This window comes from Acidovorax sp. NPDC077693, from assembly GCF_044542805.1.
Taxonomy (GTDB): Bacteria; Pseudomonadota; Gammaproteobacteria; order Burkholderiales; family Burkholderiaceae_C; genus Acidovorax.
In genome coordinates this window covers 244275-269007 of the sequence record NZ_JBITVD010000003.1, presented here as the reverse complement: position 1 = coordinate 269007, position 24733 = coordinate 244275, and the positions used below count along the sequence as shown (strand labels likewise).

Annotated in this window: 25 protein-coding genes; 2 read left to right on the top strand and 23 right to left on the bottom strand. The window is 66.7% G+C overall.

Annotated features, from left to right (window positions below):
• Nucleotides 1-119: 119 nt before the first annotated feature.
• From hisA to ACIGHN_RS05160, 7 genes are all read right to left on the bottom strand, one after another.
• Nucleotides 120-860 (bottom strand): 1-(5-phosphoribosyl)-5-[(5-phosphoribosylamino)methylideneamino]imidazole-4-carboxamide isomerase, encoded by a 741-nt coding sequence (gene hisA, locus ACIGHN_RS05190; RefSeq protein ID WP_056415412.1) that lies wholly within the window; start codon nt 858-860, stop codon nt 120-122.
• Between the two features lie 89 nt (nt 861-949).
• Nucleotides 950-1627 (bottom strand): imidazole glycerol phosphate synthase subunit HisH, encoded by a 678-nt coding sequence (gene hisH / locus ACIGHN_RS05185; RefSeq protein ID WP_056415409.1) that lies wholly within the window; start codon nt 1625-1627, stop codon nt 950-952.
• 52 nt (nt 1628-1679) lie between these two features.
• Nucleotides 1680-2315, bottom strand: a complete 636-nt coding sequence (gene hisB, locus ACIGHN_RS05180) for an imidazoleglycerol-phosphate dehydratase HisB (RefSeq protein WP_056415406.1) — start codon at nt 2313-2315, stop codon at nt 1680-1682.
• A complete protein-coding gene (locus ACIGHN_RS05175; protein ID WP_396503519.1) occupies nt 2312-3433 on the bottom strand; it encodes a pyridoxal phosphate-dependent aminotransferase in 1122 nt (373 codons plus the stop codon). Before ACIGHN_RS05175 ends, hisB begins: the two co-directional genes overlap by 4 nt.
• On the bottom strand, nt 3430-3882 hold the full coding sequence (locus ACIGHN_RS05170; RefSeq protein ID WP_396503518.1) for a PIN domain-containing protein: 453 nt from the start codon (nt 3880-3882) through the stop codon (nt 3430-3432). Before ACIGHN_RS05170 ends, ACIGHN_RS05175 begins: the two co-directional genes overlap by 4 nt.
• A 14-nt stretch (nt 3883-3896) precedes the next feature.
• Nucleotides 3897-4121 (bottom strand): hypothetical protein, encoded by a 225-nt coding sequence (locus ACIGHN_RS05165; RefSeq protein ID WP_010462084.1) that lies wholly within the window; start codon nt 4119-4121, stop codon nt 3897-3899.
• Between the two features lie 68 nt (nt 4122-4189).
• Nucleotides 4190-5641, bottom strand: a complete 1452-nt coding sequence (locus tag ACIGHN_RS05160; RefSeq protein ID WP_396503517.1) for a PLP-dependent aminotransferase family protein — start codon at nt 5639-5641, stop codon at nt 4190-4192.
• A 152-nt stretch (nt 5642-5793) separates the two neighbouring features.
• Here ACIGHN_RS05160 and ACIGHN_RS05155 point away from each other — a divergent pair, with 152 nt between their 5' ends.
• Entirely contained in the window at nt 5794-6243 is a 450-nt protein-coding gene (locus tag ACIGHN_RS05155; protein ID WP_396503516.1) for a DUF2917 domain-containing protein, read from the top strand.
• Here the strand turns inward: ACIGHN_RS05155 and hisD are convergent.
• The 16 genes from hisD to ACIGHN_RS05075 form a co-directional block, all read right to left on the bottom strand.
• On the bottom strand, nt 6230-7615 hold the full coding sequence (gene hisD / locus ACIGHN_RS05150; protein ID WP_396503515.1) for a histidinol dehydrogenase: 1386 nt from the start codon (nt 7613-7615) through the stop codon (nt 6230-6232). The two genes, ACIGHN_RS05155 and hisD, sit on opposite strands and share 14 nt — an antisense overlap.
• 2 nt (nt 7616-7617) lie before the next feature.
• Nucleotides 7618-8169 (bottom strand): DUF1016 N-terminal domain-containing protein, encoded by a 552-nt coding sequence (locus ACIGHN_RS05145; protein ID WP_396503514.1) that lies wholly within the window; start codon nt 8167-8169, stop codon nt 7618-7620.
• A gap of 3 nt (nt 8170-8172) precedes the next feature.
• Nucleotides 8173-8817, bottom strand: coding sequence for an ATP phosphoribosyltransferase (gene hisG / locus ACIGHN_RS05140; RefSeq protein ID WP_396503513.1), 645 nt, complete (start codon nt 8815-8817; stop codon nt 8173-8175).
• Nucleotides 8818-8989: 172 nt separating this feature from the next.
• A complete protein-coding gene (gene murA / locus ACIGHN_RS05135; protein ID WP_396503512.1) occupies nt 8990-10273 on the bottom strand; it encodes a UDP-N-acetylglucosamine 1-carboxyvinyltransferase in 1284 nt (427 codons plus the stop codon).
• Nucleotides 10274-10360: 87 nt separating this feature from the next.
• The gene (locus tag ACIGHN_RS05130; RefSeq protein WP_056173475.1) at nt 10361-10603 is read right to left on the bottom strand and encodes a BolA family protein; all 243 of its coding nucleotides are present in this window, start codon (nt 10601-10603) and stop codon (nt 10361-10363) included.
• Between the two features lie 83 nt (nt 10604-10686).
• Nucleotides 10687-11442: an ABC transporter permease gene (locus tag ACIGHN_RS05125; RefSeq protein WP_396503511.1), complete on the bottom strand. Its 756-nt coding sequence runs from the start codon at nt 11440-11442 to the stop codon at nt 10687-10689.
• Complete coding sequence (locus ACIGHN_RS05120; protein WP_056415375.1) at nt 11439-12464, bottom strand: ABC transporter ATP-binding protein; 1026 nt, start codon at nt 12462-12464, stop codon at nt 11439-11441. The genes ACIGHN_RS05125 and ACIGHN_RS05120 overlap by 4 nt, the downstream gene beginning before the upstream one ends.
• A gap of 96 nt (nt 12465-12560) precedes the next feature.
• A complete protein-coding gene (locus ACIGHN_RS05115) occupies nt 12561-12833 on the bottom strand; it encodes an STAS domain-containing protein (protein WP_056415374.1) in 273 nt (90 codons plus the stop codon).
• Between the two features lie 178 nt (nt 12834-13011).
• Complete coding sequence (locus ACIGHN_RS05110; RefSeq protein ID WP_056173461.1) at nt 13012-13650, bottom strand: phospholipid-binding protein MlaC; 639 nt, start codon at nt 13648-13650, stop codon at nt 13012-13014.
• Nucleotides 13651-13812: 162 nt separating this feature from the next.
• Nucleotides 13813-14583, bottom strand: coding sequence for a VacJ family lipoprotein (locus ACIGHN_RS05105; RefSeq protein ID WP_396503510.1), 771 nt, complete (start codon nt 14581-14583; stop codon nt 13813-13815).
• Between the two features lie 5 nt (nt 14584-14588).
• Entirely contained in the window at nt 14589-15083 is a 495-nt protein-coding gene (mlaD, locus tag ACIGHN_RS05100; protein ID WP_396503509.1) for an outer membrane lipid asymmetry maintenance protein MlaD, read from the bottom strand.
• A 36-nt stretch (nt 15084-15119) separates the two neighbouring features.
• Entirely contained in the window at nt 15120-15902 is a 783-nt protein-coding gene (mlaE, locus tag ACIGHN_RS05095) for a lipid asymmetry maintenance ABC transporter permease subunit MlaE (protein ID WP_056415366.1), read from the bottom strand.
• Nucleotides 15899-16717 (bottom strand): ABC transporter ATP-binding protein, encoded by an 819-nt coding sequence (locus tag ACIGHN_RS05090; protein ID WP_056415363.1) that lies wholly within the window; start codon nt 16715-16717, stop codon nt 15899-15901. Before ACIGHN_RS05090 ends, mlaE begins: the two co-directional genes overlap by 4 nt.
• A 543-nt stretch (nt 16718-17260) precedes the next feature.
• Nucleotides 17261-18739 carry a glutamate synthase subunit beta gene (locus tag ACIGHN_RS05085; RefSeq protein ID WP_056415360.1) on the bottom strand — a complete coding sequence of 493 codons (1479 nt, stop codon included), beginning with the start codon at nt 18737-18739 and terminating at the stop codon, nt 17261-17263.
• 56 nt (nt 18740-18795) lie between these two features.
• Complete coding sequence (locus tag ACIGHN_RS05080; protein ID WP_396503508.1) at nt 18796-23529, bottom strand: glutamate synthase-related protein; 4734 nt, start codon at nt 23527-23529, stop codon at nt 18796-18798.
• Between the two features lie 175 nt (nt 23530-23704).
• The gene (locus ACIGHN_RS05075) at nt 23705-24409 is read right to left on the bottom strand and encodes a transposase (protein WP_396503598.1); all 705 of its coding nucleotides are present in this window, start codon (nt 24407-24409) and stop codon (nt 23705-23707) included.
• Between the two features lie 123 nt (nt 24410-24532).
• Here ACIGHN_RS05075 and ACIGHN_RS05070 point away from each other — a divergent pair, with 123 nt between their 5' ends.
• A complete protein-coding gene (locus ACIGHN_RS05070; protein WP_056415353.1) occupies nt 24533-24709 on the top strand; it encodes a hypothetical protein in 177 nt (58 codons plus the stop codon).
• The last annotated feature ends 24 nt before the right edge of the window (nt 24710-24733 follow it).

The window sequence follows — 24733 nt, the reverse complement described above, 5'->3', positions numbered from 1 at the left end:
AGCGATTCGTGGATGGGGCGCTGCCGAGGCCAGCGGACGCCGGGGAACTGGCTTCGCCAGGCCACTGGCGTCGTGCCCCCTGGGGCAAGCGGCGCAGCCGCTCAGGGCGGATGGGAGGGTCACCCGTTCAGTTCGTCGGCACGCGCCTGCGCGGCCGCAAAGTCGAGGTCACCGCTGTAGATCGCGCGGCCGCAGATCACGCCTTCGACGCCCTCGCCCTCGACGGCGCACAGTTGCTCGATGTCGGCCATGTTCGACAGGCCGCCCGATGCGATCACCGGAATGGCCAGTGCCTGCGCGAGCTTGACGGTGGCATCGATGTTGATGCCCGACAGCATGCCGTCGCGGCCGATGTCGGTGTAGATGATGGACTCGACGCCCCAGTCCTCGAACTTCTTGGCCAGGTCCACGACCTCGTGCCCCGTGAGCTTGCTCCAGCCGTCGGTGGCGACCTTGCCGTCCTTGGCGTCAAGCCCCACGATGATGTGGCCGCCGAAGGCGCTGCACGCGTCCTTCAGGAAGCCGGGGTTCTTGACCGCCGCCGTGCCGATGATCACGTAGCGCAGGCCGCCGTCGATGTACTTTTCGATGGTGTCCAGGTCACGGATGCCGCCGCCCAGTTGCACGGGGATGTCGTCGCCCACTTCCTTGAGGATGGCCTTGATGGCGCTGTAGTTCTTGGGCACGCCCGCGAACGCCCCGTTCAGGTCGACCAGGTGCAGGCGCCGCGCGCCTGCGTCCACCCACTTGCGCGCCATGGCGGCCGGGTCTTCGCCGAAGGTGGTGGATTGGTCCATATCGCCTTGCTTGAGGCGAACGCAATGACCGTCTTTCAGATCGATGGCGGGAATGAGCAGCATGGTGGTGGTGGAGGGTTCGGGAAAAAAGGACGAGTCAGTGCTCGGACCGAACAGGCTGGTGGAGTAAGGGGTGAACGAGGACGGAAGGATCAGGGGTTCCAGTGCAGGAAATTGCGGTACAGGGCCAGGCCGTGCTCCGCGCTTTTCTCTGGATGGAATTGCGTGGCAAAAATATTATCGCGCGCAATGGCCGCTGCGAACAAACCGCCGTAGTCGGTCTGCCCCGCGCAGTGCGCAGCATCTTGCGGTTGCGCATAGAAGCTGTGCACGAAATAGTAGTAGCTGCCGTCGGGCACGCCCGCCCAGACCGGGTGCACCGCGCCCGCACGGCCGGCGTCCGGCATCTGGTGCACCTGGTTCCAGCCCATCTGCGGCACCTTGTAGCGGCTGCCGTCGGGCTGGGTGCGGCCGATCAGGTCGAACTTGCTCACCCGGCCGTGGATCAGGCCCAGGCCCGGGGTATCCCCCTCGGCGCTGTGGTCCAGCAGCATCTGCATGCCCACGCACACGCCGAACATGGGCTTGCTGGCAGCGGCTTCGAGCACGGACTCCTGCAGGCCCGATTCGCGCAGCTCGCGCATGCAGTCGGGCATGGCGCCCTGCCCCGGCAGCACGATGCGCTGTGCGGCGCGCACGTCGTCGGGGCGCTGGGTGACGACCACGGTCCAGCCGGTGCCCTCGGCGGCGGCCTGCACGGCCTGCGACACCGAGCGCAAGTTGCCCATGCCGTAGTCCACGACGGCGACGGTTTTTGCTTCCATATTCATAGCTGCTAGCGCTTATCCATCAAGCGCTAGCGCTTGATTTGATTCAAAAAACTCACAAGGAACCCTTGGTGGACGGGATGACGCCCGCCGAGCGCGGGTCGCGCTCCAGCGCCGCGCGCAGCGTGCGCCCGAACGCCTTGAAGATGGTTTCGCACTGGTGGTGGGCGTTGAAGCCCTTGAGGTTGTCGATGTGCAGCGTGACGCCCGCGTGGTTCACGAAGCCCTGGAAGAACTCGTACACCAGCTGCGTATCGAGCTGGCCGATGCTGCCGGCCGTGAACTTCACGTCGATGTGCAGCCCCGGGCGGCCCGAGAAATCGACCACCACGCGCGACAGCGCTTCGTCGAGCGGCACGTAGGCGTGGCCGTAGCGGCGGATGCCCTTCTTGTCGCCCACGGCACGCGCAAAGGCCTGGCCCAGCGTGATGCCCACGTCTTCGACCGTGTGGTGGCCGTCGATGTGCAGGTCGCCTTCGCAGTCGATGTCGAGGTCGATCAGCCCGTGGCGGGCGATCTGGTCGAGCATGTGGTCGAAGAAGCCGATGCCCGTGTGCAGCTTGGCCTGGCCCGTGCCGTCGAGGTTGATGCGCACGCGGATGCGCGTCTCGGCGGTGTTGCGGCTGACTTCGGCGATGCGGTCGGCCAGGGGGTCGGTGGTCGTGGAGGTGACGAGTGCGGAGGAAGTCATAGGGAGGCTTGCAGGGCGGCCAGCATCTGCGCGTTGTCGGAGGCGGCGCCGACCGTCAGGCGCAGGCAGTTGGCCAGCAATGGGTGCATTGTAGAAACGTTCTTGACGAGGACCTTGCGGTTTTTCATGCCGTCGTACGCCCGGGCGGAATCCGCCACGCGGACCAGGATCATGTTGGCCTCGCTGTCCCAGCATTTTTCGATGCCGGGCATCTGGCGCAGGGCCTCCAGGACCTTGGTGCGCTCGGCGCGGATCTCGGCGGCCTGCTCGGCGAACACTTCGGCGTGTTCCAAGGCGAACAGCGCGGCCTCGCAGTTGAGCACGCTCACGTTGTAGGGCGGGCGCACCTTGTCGATCTCGCTGACGAACGCAGCGGGGCCGATGAGGTAGCCCAGGCGCACACCCGCCAGGCCGAACTTGCTGAGCGTGCGCATCAGCAGCACGTGGGCATTGCGGGCGGGCTCGGCCCGCATGCGGTCGATGAAGGTGCGGCTGGCAAACGGCTGGTAGGCCTCGTCCATGACCACGATGCCGCCCTGCGCGCCCGCGGCGTCGATGATGCGCTGCACCGCGCCCTCGTCCCACAGCGTGGCCGTGGGGTTGTTGGGGTAGGCGATGTAGGTGATGGCGGGGTTGTGCTGGGCGATGGCGGCCAGCATGGCGGGCTCGTCCAGCTCGAAGTCCGGCGTGAGCGGCACGCCGACGAAGTCCAGGCCCTGCAGCTGCGCGGACAGCGGGTACATCACGAAGCCTGGCATGGGTGCGAGCATGGTGGCGCGCTGACCGGTGCCGGGTTGCGCGCAGGCCAGCGCCAGCAAGGTGATGAGTTCGTCCGAGCCGTTGCCCAGCACGATACCGTAGCCCTCGGGCAGGCCGGCGTATTGGGCGAGGGACGCCTTCAGGTCCAGCAGGCGGTCGCCGGGGTAGCGGTTGAGCGCGAGCGCCCCCAGGCGCTGGCCCAGCGCGGCCTGCAGATGTGCGGGCAGGCGGAACGGGTTCTCCATCGCGTCCATCTTGAGCATGCCGGTGGACGGCTGCACGCCGTACGCGTGCATGGCGCGCACATCGGCGCGGATGCGGGCCAGGGCCTGGAGGGGGGACGACGCGGGAGTAGTCATTCGGTGGTGTCCAGTTCGTTGGGGGTGGTGAGAAACGGGTTGATGGGCCGCACGGCGTCCAGCGGCTCGCCGTGCGGCAGCGCCTCGGTCAGCAGATAGCGGCAGCCCTGCTGGTGGGCGGACGAGAGGATGAGCGCATCCCAGTAGCCCAGGCGGTAGCGGTCCTGCAGATCCCAGGCGCCGTCCACGGTGTAGGAGTCGAGGTGCGGCGGCAGCCACACGCGCAGGCGGCGCACCTGGGCGCGCACCTGCTGCAGCACCTGCGGGCCGTCAAAGCGCTGGATCGCCTGGTTGTACAGCTCGTTGAGCACCTGCGAGCTGATGCGGCCGCTGCGCGTCTGCCAGCAAAAGCTGATCCACTCGCGGGCGCGCGCCTGGCGCTCGGCATCGCGGTCGTCCACGCTGGCCAGCAGGATCTCGGTATCGACAAAGATGGGGACGGTGCTCATGCGTGTCGCGCCATTCAGCGCAGAAACAAGGTCTCGCGGGGCACGTACGGCCCCGTGGACGCGCCCCAGGATTCAAAGCCCAGCGCCTCGCGCATCGCCTGGGCGTAGGCGTCTTCCTGGCGCATCTTTTCGGCCAGCCATTCACCGAGCAGGCGCGACACGCTGCTGCCGCGCTTGGCAGCTTCCACGCGCACCCATTCGGCAACGGTGTCGTCCATGGTCACGGTGACGTTTTTCATGCGGTTGATATTACACGAAGTTCGTGCTCCACGAAGTTCGTGTATTTTATTTGCCTTGTGCCGTTGGACTACGCCGCCCGCCGCTGGCTCTGCAGCATCTGCGTGGCCATGTCGCCCACGGTGCGCAGGGCCTCCAGGTGGGCGGGCGACCAGTCGCCTCCCACCCCGATGCGCAGGCAGTTGCGAAAGCGCCCGCTGGTACTGAACACCGTGCCCGGCGCGATCAGGATTTGCCGGGCCAGACAAGCCTCGTGCAGTTGCACCGAATCGAGCCCCTTGGGCAGCTCCAGCCACATCAGCAGGCCGCCGGGCGGGTCGCTCACCCGGGTGCCCTGCGGGAAGTGCGATGCGATCACCCGCCGCGCCTCGTCCATGCGCGCCGCCACGCCCGCGCGCAGCTGGCGCATGGCGGCGGCGTGGCCCGCCTGGGTGATGAGGTCGGCCAGCGCCAGCTCCAGCACGGCCGACTGGCCGCCCGCCTGCAGGTCCTTGATGCCACGCACCTTCTCGCTCCAGCGCCCGGCCTCCAGCCAGCCCAGGCGCAGCCCCGGCGCCAGCGTCTTCGAAAACGAATCGCACAGCATCACGTGGCCCGTGGTGTCGTACGACTTGACGGTGCGGCGCATCTCGTCGACCTCAACCAGGTCGTTGTAGATCGCGTCCTCGATGACTGCCATGTCGTGCCGCGCCGCCATCTGCGCCAGCCGCTTGCGCTCGGCCTGCGGCATGCAGCTGCCCAGCGGGTTGCTGAGCGTGGGGACGATCATCACGGCCTTGACCGGCTGGGTGTCCAGCGCCAGCTGCAGCGCATCCAGCGACAAACCGTGGCGCGGGTGCGTGGGGATCTCCAGCGCGCGCAGGTGCAGGCCCTGCAGCACCTCCAGAAACGAAAAATGCGTGGGCGACTCCAGCGCCACCACGTCGCCCGGCTGGGTCACGGCCCGCAGGCACAGCGCGATGGAGTCCATGCAGCCGCCGGTGACCACGATGTTCTCGGGGTCCAGGCTGCAGCCCATGCCGACGGCGTAGCGCGCCAGGGCGCGGCGCGCATCCTCGTGCCCCGCCGACGTGGGGTAGGTGCACAGCAGGTTGCGGTGGCGCTGCGCGGCGCGCACCACGGCGCGGCGCACCCGGTCGGGGTTGAACAGCTCGAAGCCCGGCGTGCCGCTGCTGAAGGAGATCATGTCCTCGGGCTGGTTGCGCCCCAGGATGCGCTGGCCCAGCCAGTCCACAGACACCTCGCGCGGGCGGCGCATGGGGCGCGGCGTGCTGGGCTCGGGCAGGCTCACCGGCCGCGCCGCCACGAAGAAACCCGAGCGCGGGCGCGCGGTGATCAGGCGCGCATCCTCCAGCCAGTGGTAGGCCTGCACCACGGTGGTCTGCGCCACGCCGTGCTGGCGGGCCAGCTCGCGCACGGACGGCAGTTTTTCGCCACGCGCGAGCGTGCCATTGCGGATCAGCTGCGCGAGCTGTTCGCCGATCTGGAGGTAGAGCGGGGGTGCGTCGTCGGTGGAGGCCATGGCTGCATTCTGTACTGGCAGCCGCAAAAACAGCCAGTACAGAGCAAGTGCACCCCGTACAGTACAGATGGCCAGTACAGACCATCTGTACTGGATCAGGTCGTGCGAGCCTGTCCGTGGCGCCGCGCGGGGCCTGGCCGCACAGTGAAGGCATGAACACGCTGCACCACACCCCCACCCCACCGTCGCCCACGCTGCCCGCCCAGCTTGCGGCGCCCCTCACCCTGCAATGGAAGCGCCAGCCGCTGCCCCCACTGCAGGCCGTCCAGGTGCTGGACTTCCGCGCAGGCGACATCGCCCTGCTCGAAGTCGAGCAAGGCCGCGTCTGGGTGACGTGCGACGGCCTGCTGGAAGACTATTTTCTGGAAGCCGGCCAGCGCCTGTCGTTCGCGGGCCCCGTGCGGCTGCGGGTGAGCGCAGAAGGCAGCCGGCCCGCGCGGCTGAACTGGGCGAAGCACCGCGCGGTGCCAGGCGCTGCGTATCCGGCTGCACCCGTGGCAGCACCCCAGGCCCTGGCCGTGGTGCCACACACCGGCAGCGCGGCGGGTGGGGCGAGCGGGGCCCTGCCCCTGGGCCCGGTCGGCGCCGTCAGCGCGGCTTGAGCGGGGTCTTCAGGCGCATCTCGGCCGCCTGCGCGTGGGCCTGCAGGCCCTCGCCGTAGGCCAGCTCGGCGGCGATGGTGCCCAGCACCTGGGCACCGGCTTCACTCACCTCGATGAGGCTGCTGCGCTTTTGGAAGTCGTACACGCCCAGGGGCGACGAAAAGCGTGCCGTGCCGCTGGTGGGCAGCACGTGGTTGGGGCCCGCGCAGTAGTCGCCCAGGGACTCGCTGGTGTAGGCCCCCAGGAAGATCGCGCCCGCGTGGCGCAGCAGCGGCTCCCAGCGGTGCGGGTCGGTAGAGCTCACTTCCAGATGCTCGGGTGCGATGCGGTTGCTGATCGCGCAGGCTTCTTCCATGTCCTTGGTGAGGATCAGCGCGCCGCGGCCCGTGAGGCTCTTGGCGATGATCTCGGCGCGCGGCATGGTGGGCAGCAGGCGGTCGATCTCGCGCTGCACGGCGGCGATGTAGGCGGCGTCGGGGCACAGCAGGATGCTCTGGGCCAGCTCGTCGTGTTCGGCCTGGCTGAAGAGGTCCATGGCCACCCAGTCGGGCGGCGTGCTGCCGTCGGCCAGCACCAGGATTTCGCTCGGGCCCGCGATCATGTCGATGCCGACTGTGCCGAACACGCGCTTCTTGGCGCTGGCCACGTAGGCGTTGCCCGGGCCGGTGATCTTGTCGACCTTCGGAATCGTGGCCGTGCCATAGGCCAGCGCGGCCACGGCCTGCGCACCGCCGATGGTGAAGGCACGCGTGACGCCCGCCACGTAGGCGGCCGCCAGCACCAGGTCGTTGCGCTCGCCCTTGTCGGAGGCAAGCTGCGCGCCCGAGCCACCCGTGGCCACGCTGCCGCGCACGGGCGTGGGCACGACCATGATGATTTCCTGCACACCGGCCACGTGGGCCGGAATGGCGTTCATCAGCAGGCTGGACGGGTACGCCGCCTTGCCACCGGGCACGTAGATGCCCACGCGGTCCAGCGGCGTGACCTTCTGGCCCAGCAAGGTGCCGTCCTCGTCGCGGTAGCTCCAGCTCTCGCCCGAGGCTTTTTTCTGCGCCTCGTGGTAGCTGCGCACGCGCTTGGCGGCGGCCTGCAGCGCGTCGCGCTGGGCCTGCGCAATGGCGTCGAACGCGGCCTTGAAGTCGGCCTGGGTCAGCTCCAGTGCCGCCACGTCAGGGGCCGAGAGGCCGTCGAATCGGGCGGTGTAATCCAGCACGGCGGCATCGCCCCGCTCTTGCACATCGGCCAGGATGTCGGCCACGCGCTGCTCGATGGCGGCGTCGGTGTCGGCAGACCAGTGCAGGCGCTGCTGGAATTTTTGCTCAAAATCGGCTTCAGCCGTGGACAGGTAAGCGGGGGCAGCTATTGATTTCATAGTCATTCTTCAGTCGGTGGCCTCATCCGTCTGTCAGGGTGGATGTGTCCCGCCAGCGGTGCGACTTTTGCGGGGCAGCACGGTGCGCTCGAACGGAGCGGTTTTGAACTTCCGCTCCAGCGTCCCTTGCCCTGCACCGCACGCAGACGCAGGCAGTACTCACGTTTTTCGGGGCGCGGCTCTTGGCCCAGGATGATGAGGTGGTGTGTCCCAGGCCATTGTCTCCGCAGTGCCGAGACAATTTGCGCATCGGGGTACGCCTCGTCAAACTGCCGCATCCGCAAGAGGTTCGGCCGGGTGAATCCTCGCAGCCCCAGCGGCGTCTGCGCCAGGTAGCCCGCCAGTTGGACTACCACTCCGTCGCCCCACTCGGCCGCCGCGATCTTGCGGCTGATGCGCCTGCCGATCTGCCAGTACAGCCCGACCAGCAGGGTGTTCACCGCCTGCACGGCCTGCCGCCGGCTGGCGGCGATCAGGCGCGCACTGTCGGCGAAATCGGCGGAATCGGCGGGCTGCGGGACGCTGCACGTCACGGCGCTGGGCGGGGGCGGCAACGGTCAGTCCTTGGCAATGGCACCCGCAAACGCATCGATGATGCGGCGCAGCGGCGCCTGCTTGAGCTTGAGCGCGGCCTGGTTCACGACCAGGTAGGAGCTGATGTCCATGATGCGTTCGACCTCCACAAGGTGGTTGGCCTTGAGCGTGTTGCCGGTGGAGACCAGATCGACGATGGCATCGGCCAGGCCGATCAGCGGGGCCAGTTCCATGCTGCCGTACAGCTTGACCATGTCCACGTGCACACCCTTGCTCGCAAAGAAGTCGCGGGCGATGCTGGTGTACTTGGTGGCCACTTTCAGGCGCGAGCCCTGCTTGACGGCGCGCTCGTAGTCGAAGTCGCTGCGCACGGCCACGCTCACCCGGCACTTGGCGATGCGCAAATCGAGCGGCTGGTACAGGCCCTGGCCGCCGTGCTCGATGAGGGTGTCCTTGCCGGTCACGCCGATGTCGGCGCCGCCGTACTCCACGTACGTGGGCACGTCGGTGGCGCGCACCAGCACCACGCGCACGTCGGGCTGGTTGGTGGTCAGGATGAGCTTGCGGGATTTTTCGGGGTCTTCCAGCACCTCGATGCCGGCGGCGGCCAGCAAGGGCAGGGTTTCGTCGAAGATGCGGCCTTTCGAGAGGGCCAGGGTGATCGTCATTGCAATTGCTCCACTGTTCTTTGGTAGGCCCCAAACCCTATGAAACTGGCACGCCGCAAGCATGGGCCGCCGTGTAAGGGCCGCCCCGCCACACGGGCGGCGTCCCCCTTCCCGCATTGCGCAGCAAGGCGAGAGAAGGCGGAAGCGGCGAAGCCGCTCAGGGGGTTGTTCTTCATGTCATCCGTTCAATGTGGGCGCCGATGCCGCGCAGTTTCGCTTCCATGCAGTCGTAGCCACGGTCCAGGTGGTAGATGCGGTCCACTATGGTTTCGCCGTCGGCCACCAGGCCCGCGATCACGAGGCTGGCGGACGCGCGCAGGTCGGTGGCCATCACGGTGGCGCCCGACAGGCGGCTGGATGTGGTGCTCAGGCCCTCGATGATGGCGACCTTGCCATCGGTCTGGATCTTGGCGCCCAGCCGCACCAGCTCGTCGACGTGCATGAAGCGGTTCTCGAAGATGGTTTCGGTCACCGTGGCCGTGCCCTGCGCGATGCAGTTGAGCGCCATGAACTGGGCCTGCATGTCGGTCGGGAAACCCGGGTACTCGGTGGTGCGGAACCCCTGGGCCTTGAGCGTGGTGCCACCTGCGCTCTTCACGCGGATGCCGCCATCCACGGCCTGCACTTCCACGCCGGCTTCGCGCAGCTTCTCGATGACGGCGTCCAGGTGGTCGGCGCGGCCGTGGCGCAGCGTGACGTCGCCGCCCGTGGCGGCCACCGCGCACAGGAAGGTGCCGGCCTCGATGCGGTCGGCCACCACACGGTGGGTGCAGCCGCGCAGCTTGTCGACGCCCTGGATGCGGATGCGGCTGGTGCCGTGGCCTTCGATCTGCGCGCCCATGGCGATCAGCATCTCGGCCAGGTCGATGATCTCGGGCTCCTGCGCGGCGTTCTCGAGCACTGTTTCACCCTCGGCCAGAGCCGCGGCCATGAGGAAGTTTTCGGTGCCGGTCACGGTGACCATGTCGGTGGTGATGCGGGCCCCCTTCAGGCGCGTCCAGCCGGCGGGCAGCTTGGCGATCATGTAGCCGTGCTCGACCACGATCTCGGCGCCCATGGCCGTGAGGCCCTTGATGTGCTGGTCCACCGGCCGCGAGCCGATGGCGCAGCCGCCGGGCAGCGAGACGGTTGCCTCGCCAAAGCGCGCCAGCAGCGGGCCCAGGGCCAGCACCGACGCCCGCATGGTCTTGACCAGCTCGTACGGCGCCTCGGGCGTGCTCAGCGCACCGGCGTCGATGAGCACGGTGCCGTCGTCCGAGCGGCTGGCCGAGACGCCCATGTTGCGGATCAGCGTGAGCATGGTCGCCACGTCCTGCAATTGCGGCACGTTCAGCAGGGTCACCGGCTCGGCGGTCAGCAGCGCCGCACACAGCTCGGGCAGCGCAGCGTTCTTGGCGCCGGAGACCAGCACCTCGCCCTGCAGGCTGCGTCCACCGCGGATCAGGAGTTTGTCCATCTCGAAAAGAACCAGGAATAGGGGTAAAAAATGCCGCTACCGCGCTTTCAGCAAGCGGCAGCAGCTATAAAAATCATAGCTACCGAACTATTTCGGCTGCGCTGCCCACTCTGTGGGCGTGAAGGTCTTCATCGACAGCGCGTGCACCTCGTCGGTCTGCATTTTGGCGCCCAGCGTGGCGTACACCCGCTGGTGGCGCTGGATGGAGCGCTTGCCTTCGAACTCGGCCGAGACGATGGTGGCGTACCAGTGGCGGCCATCGCCTTCGAGCGTGATGTGTTCGCAGGCGAGGCCGGCGGTGATGATGTTCTGGAGTTCTTCTGCAGTCATGTCGTGGGTCCGTTGCTGGGGGTAGCATTCACGCCGCTGAAACACGCACGGCGCAGGCGCGAAGCGACTCGGAGAGATGCGCGCTAGTTTCTGATTTTGTAGCCGGTGCGCAGCAGGTGCACCGCCAGCGCGCTCACGGCCAGCCAGGCCACGCCCACGATGCTCAGGCTCAGCCAGGGCGAGGTGTCGCTCTGTCCGAAGAAGCCGTAGCGAAAGCCGTCGATCATGTAGAAGAACGGGTTCAGGTGGCTCACCGTCTGCCAGAAGGGTGGCAGCGACTGGATGGAATAGAACACGCCCGACAGGAAGGTCATGGGCACGATGATGAAGTTCTGGAAGGCGGCCATCTGGTCGAACTTGTCGGCCCACAGGCCCGCCAGCAGCCCGAGCGTGGCCAGCAGTGCGGCGCCCAGAAAGGCGAACGCCAGGATCCACAGCGGCGCTGCGAATTCGGGCCGCGCGAACGCCAGCGTGACGATGAACACCCCGAGCCCCACCACCAGACCGCGCACGATGGACGAGCCCACGTAGGCACAGAACCACGCCCAGTGCGACAGCGGCGTGAGCAGTACGAACACCAGGCTGCCCATGATCTTGCTCTGGATGATGCTGGACGAGCTGTTGGCGAACGCGTTCTGCAGCACGCTCATCATCACGAGGCCGGGCACCAGAAACGCGGTGTAGCTGATGCGGTCGTAGACCTTGACGTGGTCTTCCAGCACATGGCCGAAGATCAGCAGGTACAGCACGGCGGTGAGCACCGGGGCGGCCACGGTCTGGAAGCTGACCTTCCAGAAGCGAAGCACCTCTTTATAAAACAGGGTCTGCCAGCCGGTCATAGTGGCGCCCCCACGCTCGGCACTGGCGTGTCCTCGCTGCCCCCCGAGGGGGCCACGCCTTGCTTGGGGCGGCCCGGCGCTGCGGCGGACGCGATCTTGTCCAGGGAAATATTCGATGCGGAGGTGCCCGACATCACCTGCAGGAACACGTCCTCCAGGTCGGGCCTGCGGATCTCCATGTCGTGCACGTCGACACCCGCCACACGCAGCGCGGCCAGGTGGCTTTCGATCTCGGCGGCGTCGTGCGCGGGCAGTTGCACGATGCGGCCCGTGACACGCGCCACGGTCGCCAGCGACGGCGGCAGCGCGGCATCGGTCTTGAATTGCAGCACGCTGCCCGAGGCCGCCTGCAGCAGCTCGCTGGTGCGGTTGAGCGCCACGATCTGCCCGGTCTTGAGCATGGCGATACGCCCGCACAGCGCCTCGGCTTCTTCGAGGTAGTGCGTCGTCAGCAGCACGGTGTGGCCTTCCTTGTTCAGGCGCGCCACGAAGTGCCAGAGCGTCTGGCGCAGCTCGACGTCCACACCGGCGGTGGGCTCGTCCAGCACGATGATCGGCGGCTTGTGCACCAGCGCCTGCGCCACCAGCACCCGGCGCTTCATGCCGCCCGAGAGCTGGCGAAGGTTGGAGTTGGCCTTGTCGGTGAGGCCCAGGTTCTCGAGCAGCTCGTCGATCCAGGCGTCGTTGTTCTTCACACCGAAGTAGCCCGACTGGATGCGCAGCGATTCACGGACGTTGAAGAACGGGTCGAACACCAGCTCCTGCGGCACGATGCCGAGCTTGCGGCGTGCGTCGGCATAGTCGGCCTGCACATCGCTGCCCTGCACGAGCACCCTCCCTTGGCTGGCGCGGGCCAGGCCCGCCAGGATGCTGATGAGGGTGGTCTTGCCCGCACCGTTGGGGCCCAGAAGGCCGAAGAACTCGCCCTCCTGGATATCCAGGCTGACGTTGTTCAGCGCCTGGAAAGGGCCCTTGGGCGTGGAGAAGGTCTTGGAGACGGCTTGGAATGAGACTGCGGGCATGAAGCCGCTGATTTTACGGCCTAGCCCCGAACTGCGCCCGCGTGGGGGCGGAACGACGATGCCGCGCCGGCCGTGTGGCGCGGCAGCACCGCAGGATCAGGACGCCGGAGTGAGCAAGGTGCCCACGCCATACAGGCCCGCCATGCCCCGCAGCGCAGTGGGCAGGCCCTGCACCGAAAACGTCTTGCGCATGGCCAGCGCCTCGCGCCGGCATTCGAGCAGCACGGCGAGCGCCGACGTATCGAACACGGTGAGCGCATTCGCATCGACCACCACCCCCGGCTCGCGGTGCACCTTCAGGCCCTGCAGCAGCATGCGCAGGCAAGCCGTGGCCTGGCGGTGGGTGAGTTCGGCGGGCAGGACGAGCATCTCAAATTCCCCCGACTTCAAACGCAACGCGCGGCCGTTGCAACCGGCACCACCCAGCCAGCGCACCAGCGGAACTGACTCCGGTGCGTCCCCCTCCCGCAGCGCGCAGCACAGCGAGAAAGGAGGATGACGCGAAGCGACTCAGGGGGGATCATCACTTACTTACTTACTTACTTACTTACTTACTTGCGTTGCTCTTGTTGCGAGCCACCAGGGTCTCGATGAGGCCGTCGACGCCCTTGGCATTGATCTCCTGCGCGAACTGGCCGCGGTAGGTTTCCACCAGCCACACGCCCAGCACATTCAGGTTGTAAATCTTCCAGCCGGCACCGTCGCCGGGGGTTTTTTCCAGGCGGTAGTCGAGTTGGATCGGATCGCCACGGCCGACGATCTCGGTGCGCACCAGCACGTCCTTGTCCTCGGGCGCGGCCCGCAGGGGCTTGACCTGGATGGTCTGGTCGTTCACTTGCGCCAGCGCGCCGGCATAGGTGCGCACCAGCAGGATCTTGAACTCGTCCTGCAGGCGCTTTTGCTGCTCGGGCGTGGCCTGGCGCCAGCCGGGGCCAACGGCGGCGGCGGTCATGCGGCGGAAGTTCACATTCGGCATCACGGTCTTGTCGACCAGCGCGATGATCTTGGAGAGGTCACCGCCCTGGATGGCCTTGTCGGACTTCACGGTGGTCAGCACGTCGGCCGACAGGCGCTTGATCAGCGCATCGGGCGCTTCGTCCGCCGCCAGCGCAGCAAAGGGCAGGCCCAGTGCGGCCACAGCGGTCAGGCACAAGGCGGCTTGGCCCAGGGTGCGTCGGTTCATCATGATGGTGTCTACTTTCTTGTCGAAGGCTGCGGGTGCCGGTGGCGCCCCTGCATTCATTTCATTGTGGGCGCAGCACAATGGCCCTGTGCGTCGCCCGGGTTGCGGGTTGCAAGCAAGTGCAACGAACGCGCCGCGGCGACTACGCCACAGCGCGGCGCGCATTCAGCGCGGAGGCTCCTGGGGCAGCACGCCGTCGTTGCCGTTGCGGTCTTCCTTGTCGTCGCCGTTCACTGCCGTGCTCACCAGCTGCTGGCTGCGCACCTGCAGGAACACGTCGCGCGTGAAGCTGTACTTGTCCAGCGCGGCGCTGTCGAGCACGGAGCCCGCGCGCAGCAGGTTGGCGCGCACGTCCACCGCACGCAGGGCGTACAGCGAGTTGCGGGCCGACACCGGGTCCACATAGCTGACCACATTGCCCTTCATGTCCACCGGCAGCGCCAGCGTGTCGCGCACGGTCGATGGCCCCAGGATGGGCAGCACCAGGTACGGCCCCGTGTCCACGCCCCAGTAACCGAGCGTCAGGCCGAAGTCCTGCTTGTAGCGGTCGATGCCCAGTTCGCTGGCGATGTCGAGCACGCCGCCCAGTCCCATGAACGTGTTCACATTGACCCGCATGAAGGTGGATGCGGCCGCCTCGCCGCGCAGCTGCAGCACGTTGTTCACAAACGACCACACGTCGCCGATGTTGGCGAAGAAGTTGCTCACGCCGGTGCGCACCGGCGCCGGCGTGACGTCCTTGTAGGCAATCGCCACCGGCCGGAGCACCAGCGCATCGACCTGCTCGTTGAAGTTGGTCATGCTGCGGTTGTACGACTCGAACGGATCGCGCGGGTCGGGGTTGGCCACGGTGGCGCAGCCGGTGAGCAGTGCGGCTCCCAGCAGAAAGGCCAGCCACGCGGCGGCGCGGGCGGCAGGTTGGGAGAGCTTGGTCATCGTCGTCATTTCTTGTCACCTGCCCCTGGGGGCTTGCTGTTGCTGCCGTCTTCGGCCTTGTTGTAGAGGAATTGTCCGATCAGGTTCTCGAGCACCACGGCGGACTGCGTGGAAGTGACCATGTCGCCGGCCACCAGATTCTTTTCGTCAGCACCGGCCTCGATGCCGATGTACTGCTCGCCCAGCAGGCCGCTGGTGAGGATCTTGAGGGAGCTGTCCTTGGGGAAAGCGTAGCGGTTTTCCATCGCCAGCGTCACGCGGGCCTGGTAGGTCTTGTCGTCGAACGTGATGGACTCCACGCGCCCGACCACCACGCCCGCGCCGCGCACCGCGGCCTGGGGCTTGAGGCCCCCGATGTTGTCGAAGCGCGCGGTGATGCGGTAGCCCGGCTGGAGGTTCAGGCTCAGCAGGTTGGCCGACTGCAGCGCCAGAAACACCAGCGCCACCGTGCCGAGCATGACGAAAAGCCCTACCCAGAGATCGTTTTTGGATGGTTGCATTGTTTGGATTCCTCTTGGCCAGCGGCTGTGCCGGCGTCAGATACTGAACATCAGGGCCGTCAGGATGAAGTCGAGCGCCAGCACGGCCAGGGACGCCATCACCACCGTGCGGGTCGTGGCGCGCGCCACGCCCTCGGGCGTGGGCTTGGCCGCAAAGCCCTGCAGCAGCGCCACGAAGGTGACGGTGACGCCGAACACGAAGCTCTTGATCACGCCATTGCCCACGTCGCGCCAGACATCCACACCGCCCTGCATCTGACTCCAGAACGCACCGTGGTCCACGCCGATCATGACCACGCCGACGACCCAGCCGCCGATCACGCCGACGGCGCTGAACACCGCCGCCAGCAGGGGCATGGTGATCACGCCGGCCCAAAAGCGCGGCGCCAGGATGCGGCGCACCGGGTCGACCGCCATCATTTCCATCGCACTGAGCTGCTCGCCCGCGCGCATCAGGCCGATCTCGGCCGTGAGCGAGGTGCCCGCCCGGCCCGCGAAGAGCAAGGCCGTGACCACCGGGCCCAGCTCGCGCACCAGCGACAGCGCCACCAGCAGGCCCAGCGCTTCCGAGGCGCCATAGCGCTGCAGCGTGTAATAGCCCTGCAGGCCCAGCACAAAACCGACGAACAGCCCGGACACCGCGATGATGGCCAGCGAATAGTTGCCCAGGAAGTGGATCTGGTCGCGCACCAGCGCAGGCCGCATGAAAGCGGCGCCGCCCAGGCGCAGCAGCCGCGCGAACAGGCGCGCCGCCATGCCGATGTCGGCCAGCTTCTGGCGCACCGCGAAACCCACGTCGGACGGCTTGTACCAGCTCACAGCACCTTCCCTCCGAGCGGGCCGAAGTCCTCTTCCGCGGAGGGCCCTGCGTAATGAAAAGGAACCGGCCCCGTGGGCAGCGCGTTCACGAACTGGTGCACCAGCGGGTCGGTGCTGGCACGCACTTCATCGGGCGTGCCCTGCGCCGCCACCACGCCGGCGCCCAGGATGATCACGTGGTCGGCCAGGCGAAAGGTCTCTTCCAGGTCGTGCGAGACGATGATGCTGGTCAGGCCCATGGCATCGTTGAGCTGGCGGATGAGCTGCGCGGCCGTGCCCAGCGAGATCGGGTCCAGCCCCGCAAAGGGCTCGTCGTACATGACGAGCTCCGGGTCCAGCGCAATCGCCCGCGCCAGCGCCACACGCCGCGCCATGCCGCCGGAGATCTGGCTGGGCATGAGGTCGCGTGCGCCGCGCAGGCCCACGGCGTGCAGCTTCATGAGCACCACGTCGCGGATCAGCGTGTCGGAGAGGTCGGTGTGCTCGCGCAGCGGAAACGCCACGTTCTCGAACACCGACAGGTCGGTGAACAGCGCACCGAACTGGAACAGCATGCCCATGCGCCGGCGGGCTGCGTACAGGCCCGCGGCATCGAGCCCTGCCACGTCCTGGCCGTCGAACAGCACCTGGCCGCTCTGGGCCTTCTGCTGCCCGCCGATCAGGCGCAGCACGGTGGTCTTGCCGCCCCCGGACGCGCCCATGAGGGCCGTCACCTTGCCGCGCGGCACGGAGAGCGTCACATCGCGCAGGATCGTGCGGTCACCGTACGAGAAGGTGACGTTGCGCAATTCGGCAAGAAAGGAGGACTCAGGCATGCAGGACGGGATGGATTTCAGGCGATCCGGGCTGGCCGGAGCCAGAAAACAAGGGAAATGGCAGCTGCGATGGTAGCCGAAGACTTAAACATACATTCATGTATGTTTGCAATTTGAAGCACCTGCAGAGGGGGTTAAAGAACCGCTCATGGGTGTTTGCCCCCTACCGCCACAGACCTCGATTGTGCCAAGAAAGGCAAAGCTGGGTGTGGGCGGTGCCCATGCGGCACAGAATGCTGTCTCGGCGGTCGCCCGAGCCGCGCCGCCCTCAGGGAACATCGGGCTGGCTTGGTACATGAAGCGATCAGGCCGTCACCGTCCCAGGACCGCCCTCTCCAAGAGTTTCACGGCCGCGCCCGTTGCGTTACGACGTCCTTTCAGCGCCCTGCCCCGACCCCAAGCACCTGCCCCACACCTGCCGATCAACTGCCACGCCCCCGGCGTTTGTGCCGGTTGCGGCCCCTGCGTCCCAAGAGAAACGGCGCCCGAAGGCGCCGTTGGCAGCCCGCGGCACGCAGGCTCAGGGGGTGGGCCCGGGACCGCTCAGCGGGGCAGGTCCGAATAGCCCATGAGGAATTCGTCGACGGCCCGCGCAGCCTGGCGGCCTTCGCGGATGGCCCAGACCACCAGGGACTGGCCGCGGCGGATGTCGCCGGCTGCAAACACCTTGGGCACGTTGGTCGCATAGCCGCCGTCGAATTCGGTGGTGGCGCGCGCGTTGCCACGGGCGTCCTTGTCCACGCCAAAGGCTTCGAGCACGGCAGCCACAGGGCTCACGAAGCCCATGGCCAACAGCACCAGGTCGGCCTTGAGCACCGTCTCGGAGCCCGCCACTTCGACCATCTTGCCGTCCTTCCACTCCACGCGCACGGTCTTGAGGCCGGTGACCTTGCCCTTTTCGCCGATGAACTCCTTGGTGGAGATGGCGAACTCGCGCTCGCAGCCCTCATCGTGGCTGGAGCTCGTGCGCAGCTTGATCGGCCAGTAGGGCCAGGTCATGGGGCGGTTTTCTTCGGCGGGCGGCTGGGGCATCAGCTCGAACTGCGTGACGCTCACGGCGCCGTGGCGGTTGCTGGTGCCCACGCAGTCGCTGCCGGTGTCGCCGCCACCGATCACGATGACGTGCTTGCCATCGGCGCGCAACTGGCCCTTGAGCTTGTCGCCCGCGTTGACCTTGTTCTGCTGCGGCAGGAATTCCATCGCGAAGTGGATGCCGTCCAGGTCGCGGCCGGGCACGGGCAGGTCGCGCGACTGCTCGGCGCCACCGGTCAGCACCACGGCGTCGAAGTCCTTTTGCAGCTGCTCGGGCGTGATGGTTTCCTTGGCCCAGTTGGTCACCTTGGAATCCTTGCCCAGGCCGTCCTTGGCGGCACCGACGAACACGCCGGTGCGGATGGTCACGCCTTCAGCTTCCATCTGCTTGGCGCGGCGGTCGATGTGCGACTTCTCCATCTTGAAGTCTGGGATGCCATAGCGCAGCAGCCCGCCGATGCGGTCGTTCTTCTCGAACAGCGTGACGCTGTGGCCGGCGCGCGCCAGTTGCTGCGCCGCCGCCATGCCTGCAGGGCCCGAGCCCACCACGGCGACCTTCTTGCCCGTCTGGTGCTTGGCGGGGCGCGGCTGCACCCAGCCTTCGTCCCAGGCGCGGTCGATGATGGCGTGCTCGATGGACTTGATGCCCACGGCGTCGTCGTTCACATTGAGCACGCAGGCAGCCTCGCAGGGCGCGGGGCAGATGCGGCCGGTGAACTCGGGGAAGTTGTTGGTGCTGTGCAGCACCTCGATCGCGCTCTTCCAGTCCTGGTGATAGACCAGGTCGTTGAAGTCCGGAATGATGTTGTTGACGGGGCAGCCGCTGTTGCAGAACGGCGTGCCGCAGTCCATGCAGCGCGCGCCCTGGATCTTGGCCTGCGAGTCATCGAGGCCGATGACGAATTCCTTGTAGTGCTTCAGGCGCTCGCCGACGGGCTTGTAGCCCTCTTCGATGCGCTCGTACTCCATGAAGCCGGTGGTCTTTCCCATGACGGTGTCCTTGAATCTTTGGTCTATGAACGGTGAGGTGTCGGTCGCGGCTCACCTTACTTGGCGGGCACCGCTACCTTTTCAGGAGCTGCTACCGCAGGCGTAGCGGGCTCTTCCAGCACTTTTCGTTCATAAATTTCAGCCAGTGCGCGCTTGTACTCGGTCGGGAAGACCTTGACGAACTTGCCGCGCGACGCGGCCCAGTTGTCCAGCAGTTCGCGGGCACGCTTGCTGCCGGTCCAGCGGTTGTGGTCTTCCAGCAGCTTCTTGAGCTGCGCTTCGTCGCTCTGGCCACCGTGCCAGATGGAACGGGGCATCGTGGCCTCTTGCTCCGAGGCGGGCAGGATGCGCTCCAGCGTCACCATGGACATGTTGCAGCGCGTGTCGAACTGGCCGTCCTCGTCGTACACATAGGCCACGCCACCGCTCATGCCCGCCGCGAAGTTGCGGCCGGTCTTGCCGAGCACCACCACGGTGCCGCCGGTCATGTATTCGCAGCCATGGTCGCCCGTGCCTTCCACCACCGCAGTGGCACCCGACAGGCGCACGGCAAAGCGTTCGCCGGCCACGCCGCTGAAGAAGGCCTCGCCCGTGGTGGCGCCGTACATCACCGTGTTGCCCACGATGGTGTTGCGCACGGATTCACCGCGGAAGTCGATGCTGGGGCGCACGATCACGCGGCCGCCGGACAGGCCCTTGCCGGTGTAGTCGTTGGCGTCGCCAATCAGGTACAGCGTGATGCCGCGGGTGAGGAACGCACCGAACGACTGCCCGCCCGTGCCTTCGAGCTGGATGCGGATGGTGTCGTCCGGCAGGCCTTCGGGGTGCACGCGCGTCACGGCGCCGGAGAGCATGGCGCCCACGGAGCGGTTCACGTTGCGGGCCACCTCGATGAACTGCACGCGCTCGCCCTTTTCGATGGCGGGCTTGCTGCGCTCGATGAGCTTGCGGTCCAGGGTGTTGGTGATGTTGTGGTCCTGCACGTCCACGTGGTAGCGCGGCACATCGGCGGGCACATTGGGCTGGGCGAACAGGCGGCCGAAGTCCAGGCCGCGTGCCTTCCAGTGGGCAATGCCAGAGCGGGTGTCGAGCAGGTCGGAGCGGCCGATCAGGTCGTCGAACTTCCTGATGCCGAGCTGCGCCATGATCTGGCGCACTTCTTCGGCGATGAAGAAGAAGTAGTTCACCACGTGCTCGGGCTTGCCCGAGAACTTCTTGCGCAGTTCGGGGTCCTGCGTGGCCACGCCCACGGGGCAGGTGTTCAGGTGGCACTTGCGCATCATGATGCAGCCCTCGACCACCAGCGGTGCCGTGGCGAAGCCGAATTCATCCGCGCCCAGCAGCGCGCCGATGGCGACGTCGCGGCCGGTCTTCATCTGGCCGTCGGCCTGCACGCGCACACGGCCGCGCAGGCGGTTGAGCACCAGGGTCTGCTGGGTTTCGGCCAGGCCGATCTCCCACGGGCCGCCCGCGTGCTTGATGGACGACCAGGGCGATGCGCCCGTGCCGCCGTCGTGCCCGGCGATCACGAGGTGGTCGCTCTTGCACTTGGTGACGCCCGCGGCGATGGTGCCCACGCCCACTTCTGACACCAGCTTGGTGCTGATGGTGGCGTGCGGCGCCACATTCTTCAGGTCATGGATCAGCTGGGCCAGGTCTTCGATGGAGTAGATGTCGTGGTGCGGCGGGGGCGAGATCAGGCCCACGCCCGGCACGCTGTGGCGCAGCTTGCCGATGTAGTTGGACACCTTGCCGCCAGGGAGCTGGCCGCCTTCGCCGGGCTTGGCGCCCTGGGCCATCTTGATCTGGATCTGGTCGGCCGACGACAGGTACTCGGCCGTGACGCCGAAGCGGCCCGACGCGACCTGCTTGATGCGGCTGCGCAGCGAGTCGCCGTCCTGCAGGGGCAGGTCGACCTCGACGTTGGCGGCGCCGATCACGCTTTTGAGGGTATCGCCCTTCTTGATCGGGATGCCTTTGAGTTCGTTGCGGTAGCGCGCAGCGTCTTCGCCGCCTTCGCCGGTATTGCTCTTGCCGCCGATGCGGTTCATGGCCACGGCCAGCGTGGCGTGCGCCTCGGTGGAGATGGAGCCCAGCGACATCGCTCCGGTGGCGAAACGCTTGACGATTTCCTTGGCGGGCTCGACCTCGTCGATGGAGATGGCCTTGGAGGGGTCGATCTTGAACTCGAACAGGCCGCGCAGCGTGAGGTGGCGCTTGCTCTGGTCGTTGATGATCTGGGCGTATTCCTTGTACGTGTTCCAGTTGTTGGCGCGCGTGCTGTGCTGCAGCTTGGCGATCGCGTCGGGCGTCCACATATGGTCTTCGCCGCGGGTGCGCCACGCGTATTCGCCGCCGGCGTCCAGCATGGTGGCCAGCACGGGGTCGTCGCCGAATGCGGCCTTGTGCATGCGGATGGCTTCTTCGGCGATCTCGAACACGCCGATGCCTTCCACGCGGCTGGCGGTGCCGGTGAAGTACTTGCCCACGGTGTCGGTGTTCAGGCCGATGGCCTCGAACAGCTGCGCGCCGCAGTAGGACATGTAGGTGCTCACGCCCATCTTGGACATGATCTTGGACAGGCCCTTGCCGATGGCCTTGACGTAGTTGTAGATGGCCTTGTCCGGCGACAGGTCGCCTGCCAGACCCGAGTGCATCTCGGCCAGGGTTTCCATGGCGAGGTAGGGGTGCACGGCTTCCGCGCCGTAACCGCCCAGCACGGCGAAGTGGTGCACTTCACGCGCGGTACCGGTCTCGACCACCAGGCCGGCGGTGGTGCGCAGGCCTGCGCCCACCAGGTGCTGGTGGATGGCCGACAGGGCCAGCAGCGCGGGGATGGCCACCTGGGTGGCACTCACGGCGCGGTCGCTGACGATCAGGATGTTGGCGCCGCCCTTGATGGCGTCCACGGCCTGCGCGCACAGCGACGCGAGCTTGGCTTCCACGCCTTCACGGCCCCAGTCCAGCGGGTAGGTGATGTCGATGGTGGCGCTCTTGAACTTGCCCTGCGTGTACTTCTCGATGTTGCGCAGCTTGGCCATGTCAGCGAAGTCCAGCACGGGCTGGCTCACTTCCAGGCGCATCGGCGGGTTGACCTGGTTGATGTCCAGCAGGTTGGGCTTGGGTCCGATGAAGGACACCAGCGACATCACGATGGCTTCGCGGATCGGGTCGATGGGCGGGTTGGTCACCTGCGCGAACAGCTGCTTGAAGTAGTTGTACAGCGGCTTGTTCTTGCCCGAGAGCACGGCCAGCGGGCTGTCGTTGCCCATGGATCCGATGCCTTCTTCGCCGTTCCTGGCCATGGGCGCCATCAGGAACTTGATGTCTTCCTGGGTGTAGCCGAAGGCCTGCTGACGGTCGAGCAGCGGCAGGGGCGCGGCGTCGGGAGTGGACGCAGTGTCGGTGCCCACGCTGTCGAGCTTGATGCGCAGGTTTTCGATCCACTGCTTGTAGGGCTTGGTGTTGACGATGTTGGCTTTCAACTCGTCGTCGTCGATCATGCGGCCCTGTTCCAGGTCGATCAGGAACATCTTGCCGGGCTGCAGGCGCCACTTGCGCACGATCTTGTTCTCGGGGATGGGCAGCACGCCGGATTCCGAGCCCATGATGACCAGGTCGTCATCGGTGATGCAGTAGCGCGAGGGGCGCAGGCCGTTGCGGTCCAGCGTGGCGCCGATCTGGCGGCCATCGGTGAACACGATGGAGGCGGGGCCGTCCCAGGGCTCGAGCATGGCGGCGTGGTATTCATAGAAGGCGCGGCGGCGCTCGTCCATGGTGGTGTGCTGCTCCCACGGCTCGGGGATCATCATCATCACGGCCTGGCTGATGGGGTAGCCGGCCATGGTCAGCAGTTCGAGGCAGTTGTCGAACGTGGCGGTGTCGGACTGGTCGGCAAAGCTGATGGGGTAGAGCTTTTGCAGGTCGGCGGCCAGCACGGGCGAGGCCATCACGCCTTCGCGCGCCTTCATCCAGTTGTAGTTGCCCTTGACGGTGTTGATTTCACCGTTGTGCGCCACGTAGCGGTACGGGTGGGCCAGCGGCCACTCGGGGAAGGTGATGGTGGAGAAACGCTGGTGCACCAGGCCGATGGCCGAGACGCAGCGCTCGTCGGACAGGTCCTTGTAGTACACGCCCACCTGGTCGGCCAGCAGCAGGCCCTGGTAGACCACGGTGCGGCTGGACATGCTGGGACCGTAGTGTTCCTTGCTGTGCTTGAGCTTGAGGTTCTGGATGGCGGCGCTGGCCGTCTTGCGGATCACGTACAGCTTGCGCTCCAGCGCGTCCTGCACGATCACGTCGTTGCCACGGCCGATGAAGACCTGGCGCAGGATGGGCTCCTTCTTGCGCACGGTGGGCGACATGGGCATGTCGAGGTTGACCGGCACATCGCGCCAGCCCAGCAGCACCTGGCCTTCGGCCTTGATCGCACGCTCCATCTCCTGCTCGCAGGCCAGGCGCGATGCATGCTCCTTGGGCAGGAAGATCATGCCCACGCCGTATTCGCCGGACGCCGGCAGCGTGATGCCCTGCTTGGCCATCTCTTCACGGTACAGCGCATCGGGGATCTGGATCAGGATGCCCGCACCGTCACCCATCAGCGGGTCGGCACCCACGGCGCCCCGGTGATCGATGTTTTCCAGGATCTTGAGGGCCTGCGTCACGATGTCGTGGCGCTTCACCCCCTTGATGTGGGCGACGAAGCCGAGCCCGCAGGCGTCGTGTTCGTTACCGGATGAATACAAACCGTGTTGTTGCAGATGCTGGATCTCGGCGGCCGTCGTGGTCATGGCGCACTCCTCATGTTTTTCGCAGGGAGTTGGAGATTAGTGCATTGCAACATGCGTTGCAAGCATATTAATTGGGGTCGGATTCCATTTTATTGTCCTACTAAATAAATACGGAATTTATTGGGGACAAGTCAAAAATGATAGCAAATGGCACACATCCATACAGCGAAAGCGCCTAAATCTCTTCAGAAACCGGCAGCAACACCGGGCGCCCGGCCTTACCGCGCACCACACGGCGCGGCGTCTGCTTTTGCAATTCGGCGACAAATTCCGGGTCACCCAGCGCCCAACCGCTGAGGGCGGAGGTGGTCAACGCTGCTTGCTCCCGCGAGCTGATGCCCGCCTGCACTGCAGCGCCATAGGCCGCTTCCCGCGCGAACGGCGTATTGCCCAGCGCCCAGTACAGTGCGTGCGGGGTCAGCAAACGGTCCACCCGCAGGCCCAGCCAGTGCGCGTGGCCGGACCACGGATAGTCGACGGCTTGCACGACAGCGCCCGAGCGGACCGGATTCAGGTCGAGGTACACCATGCAGGGCAGCAGGTACCGCTCGGGCTGCAGCACCGTGGAGCGGTAGCGGCCCTCCCACAGCGTGCCGGTGCGGCCGTGCCGGCGGTTGAAGTACTGCACATAGCGGCGCCCCACCGCCTGCATCATCTGCGGCAGGCCGTCCGCGGTGGAAGGCGTGGCCATCAGGTGGAAGTGGTTGTCCATGAGCACATAGGCATGGACGGCGACCGCGTGGCGCTGGGCGTTGTCCGCCAGCAGGGCGAGCATGGCCTCGAAGTCTTCGCGGTCCACGAAGATGGGCTGGCGGTTGTTGCCCCGCTGGATGACATGGTGCAGATGACCCGGCAGGGTCAGGCGCGGCAGGCGGGCCATGGGTAGGTAGGTCTCGGGGTGGCTGTTGGGATTGTCCGACACGCGAGCGTACCGCGGGACGACATCGCCCGCAGCATCGAGCGGCGACCATCCGGGCAGAAGCAACAACACGGAAAGGACCCCATGTCTTTTGCACTTTACATGCTCGGCTTCCTGATCTTCCTGGCCGGCGTGATCTGGGCGGCAGTGACTGCCGGGGTACCCCAGGTTTACATCGGCATCGGCGCATTGATCTTGCTGGGCATCGGCATCTTCAGCGCTGTGAGCAAGACGCGCTCCAAGGACCCACCGCAGAGCTGATTGGCTGCATTGCCGCAGGGCCGG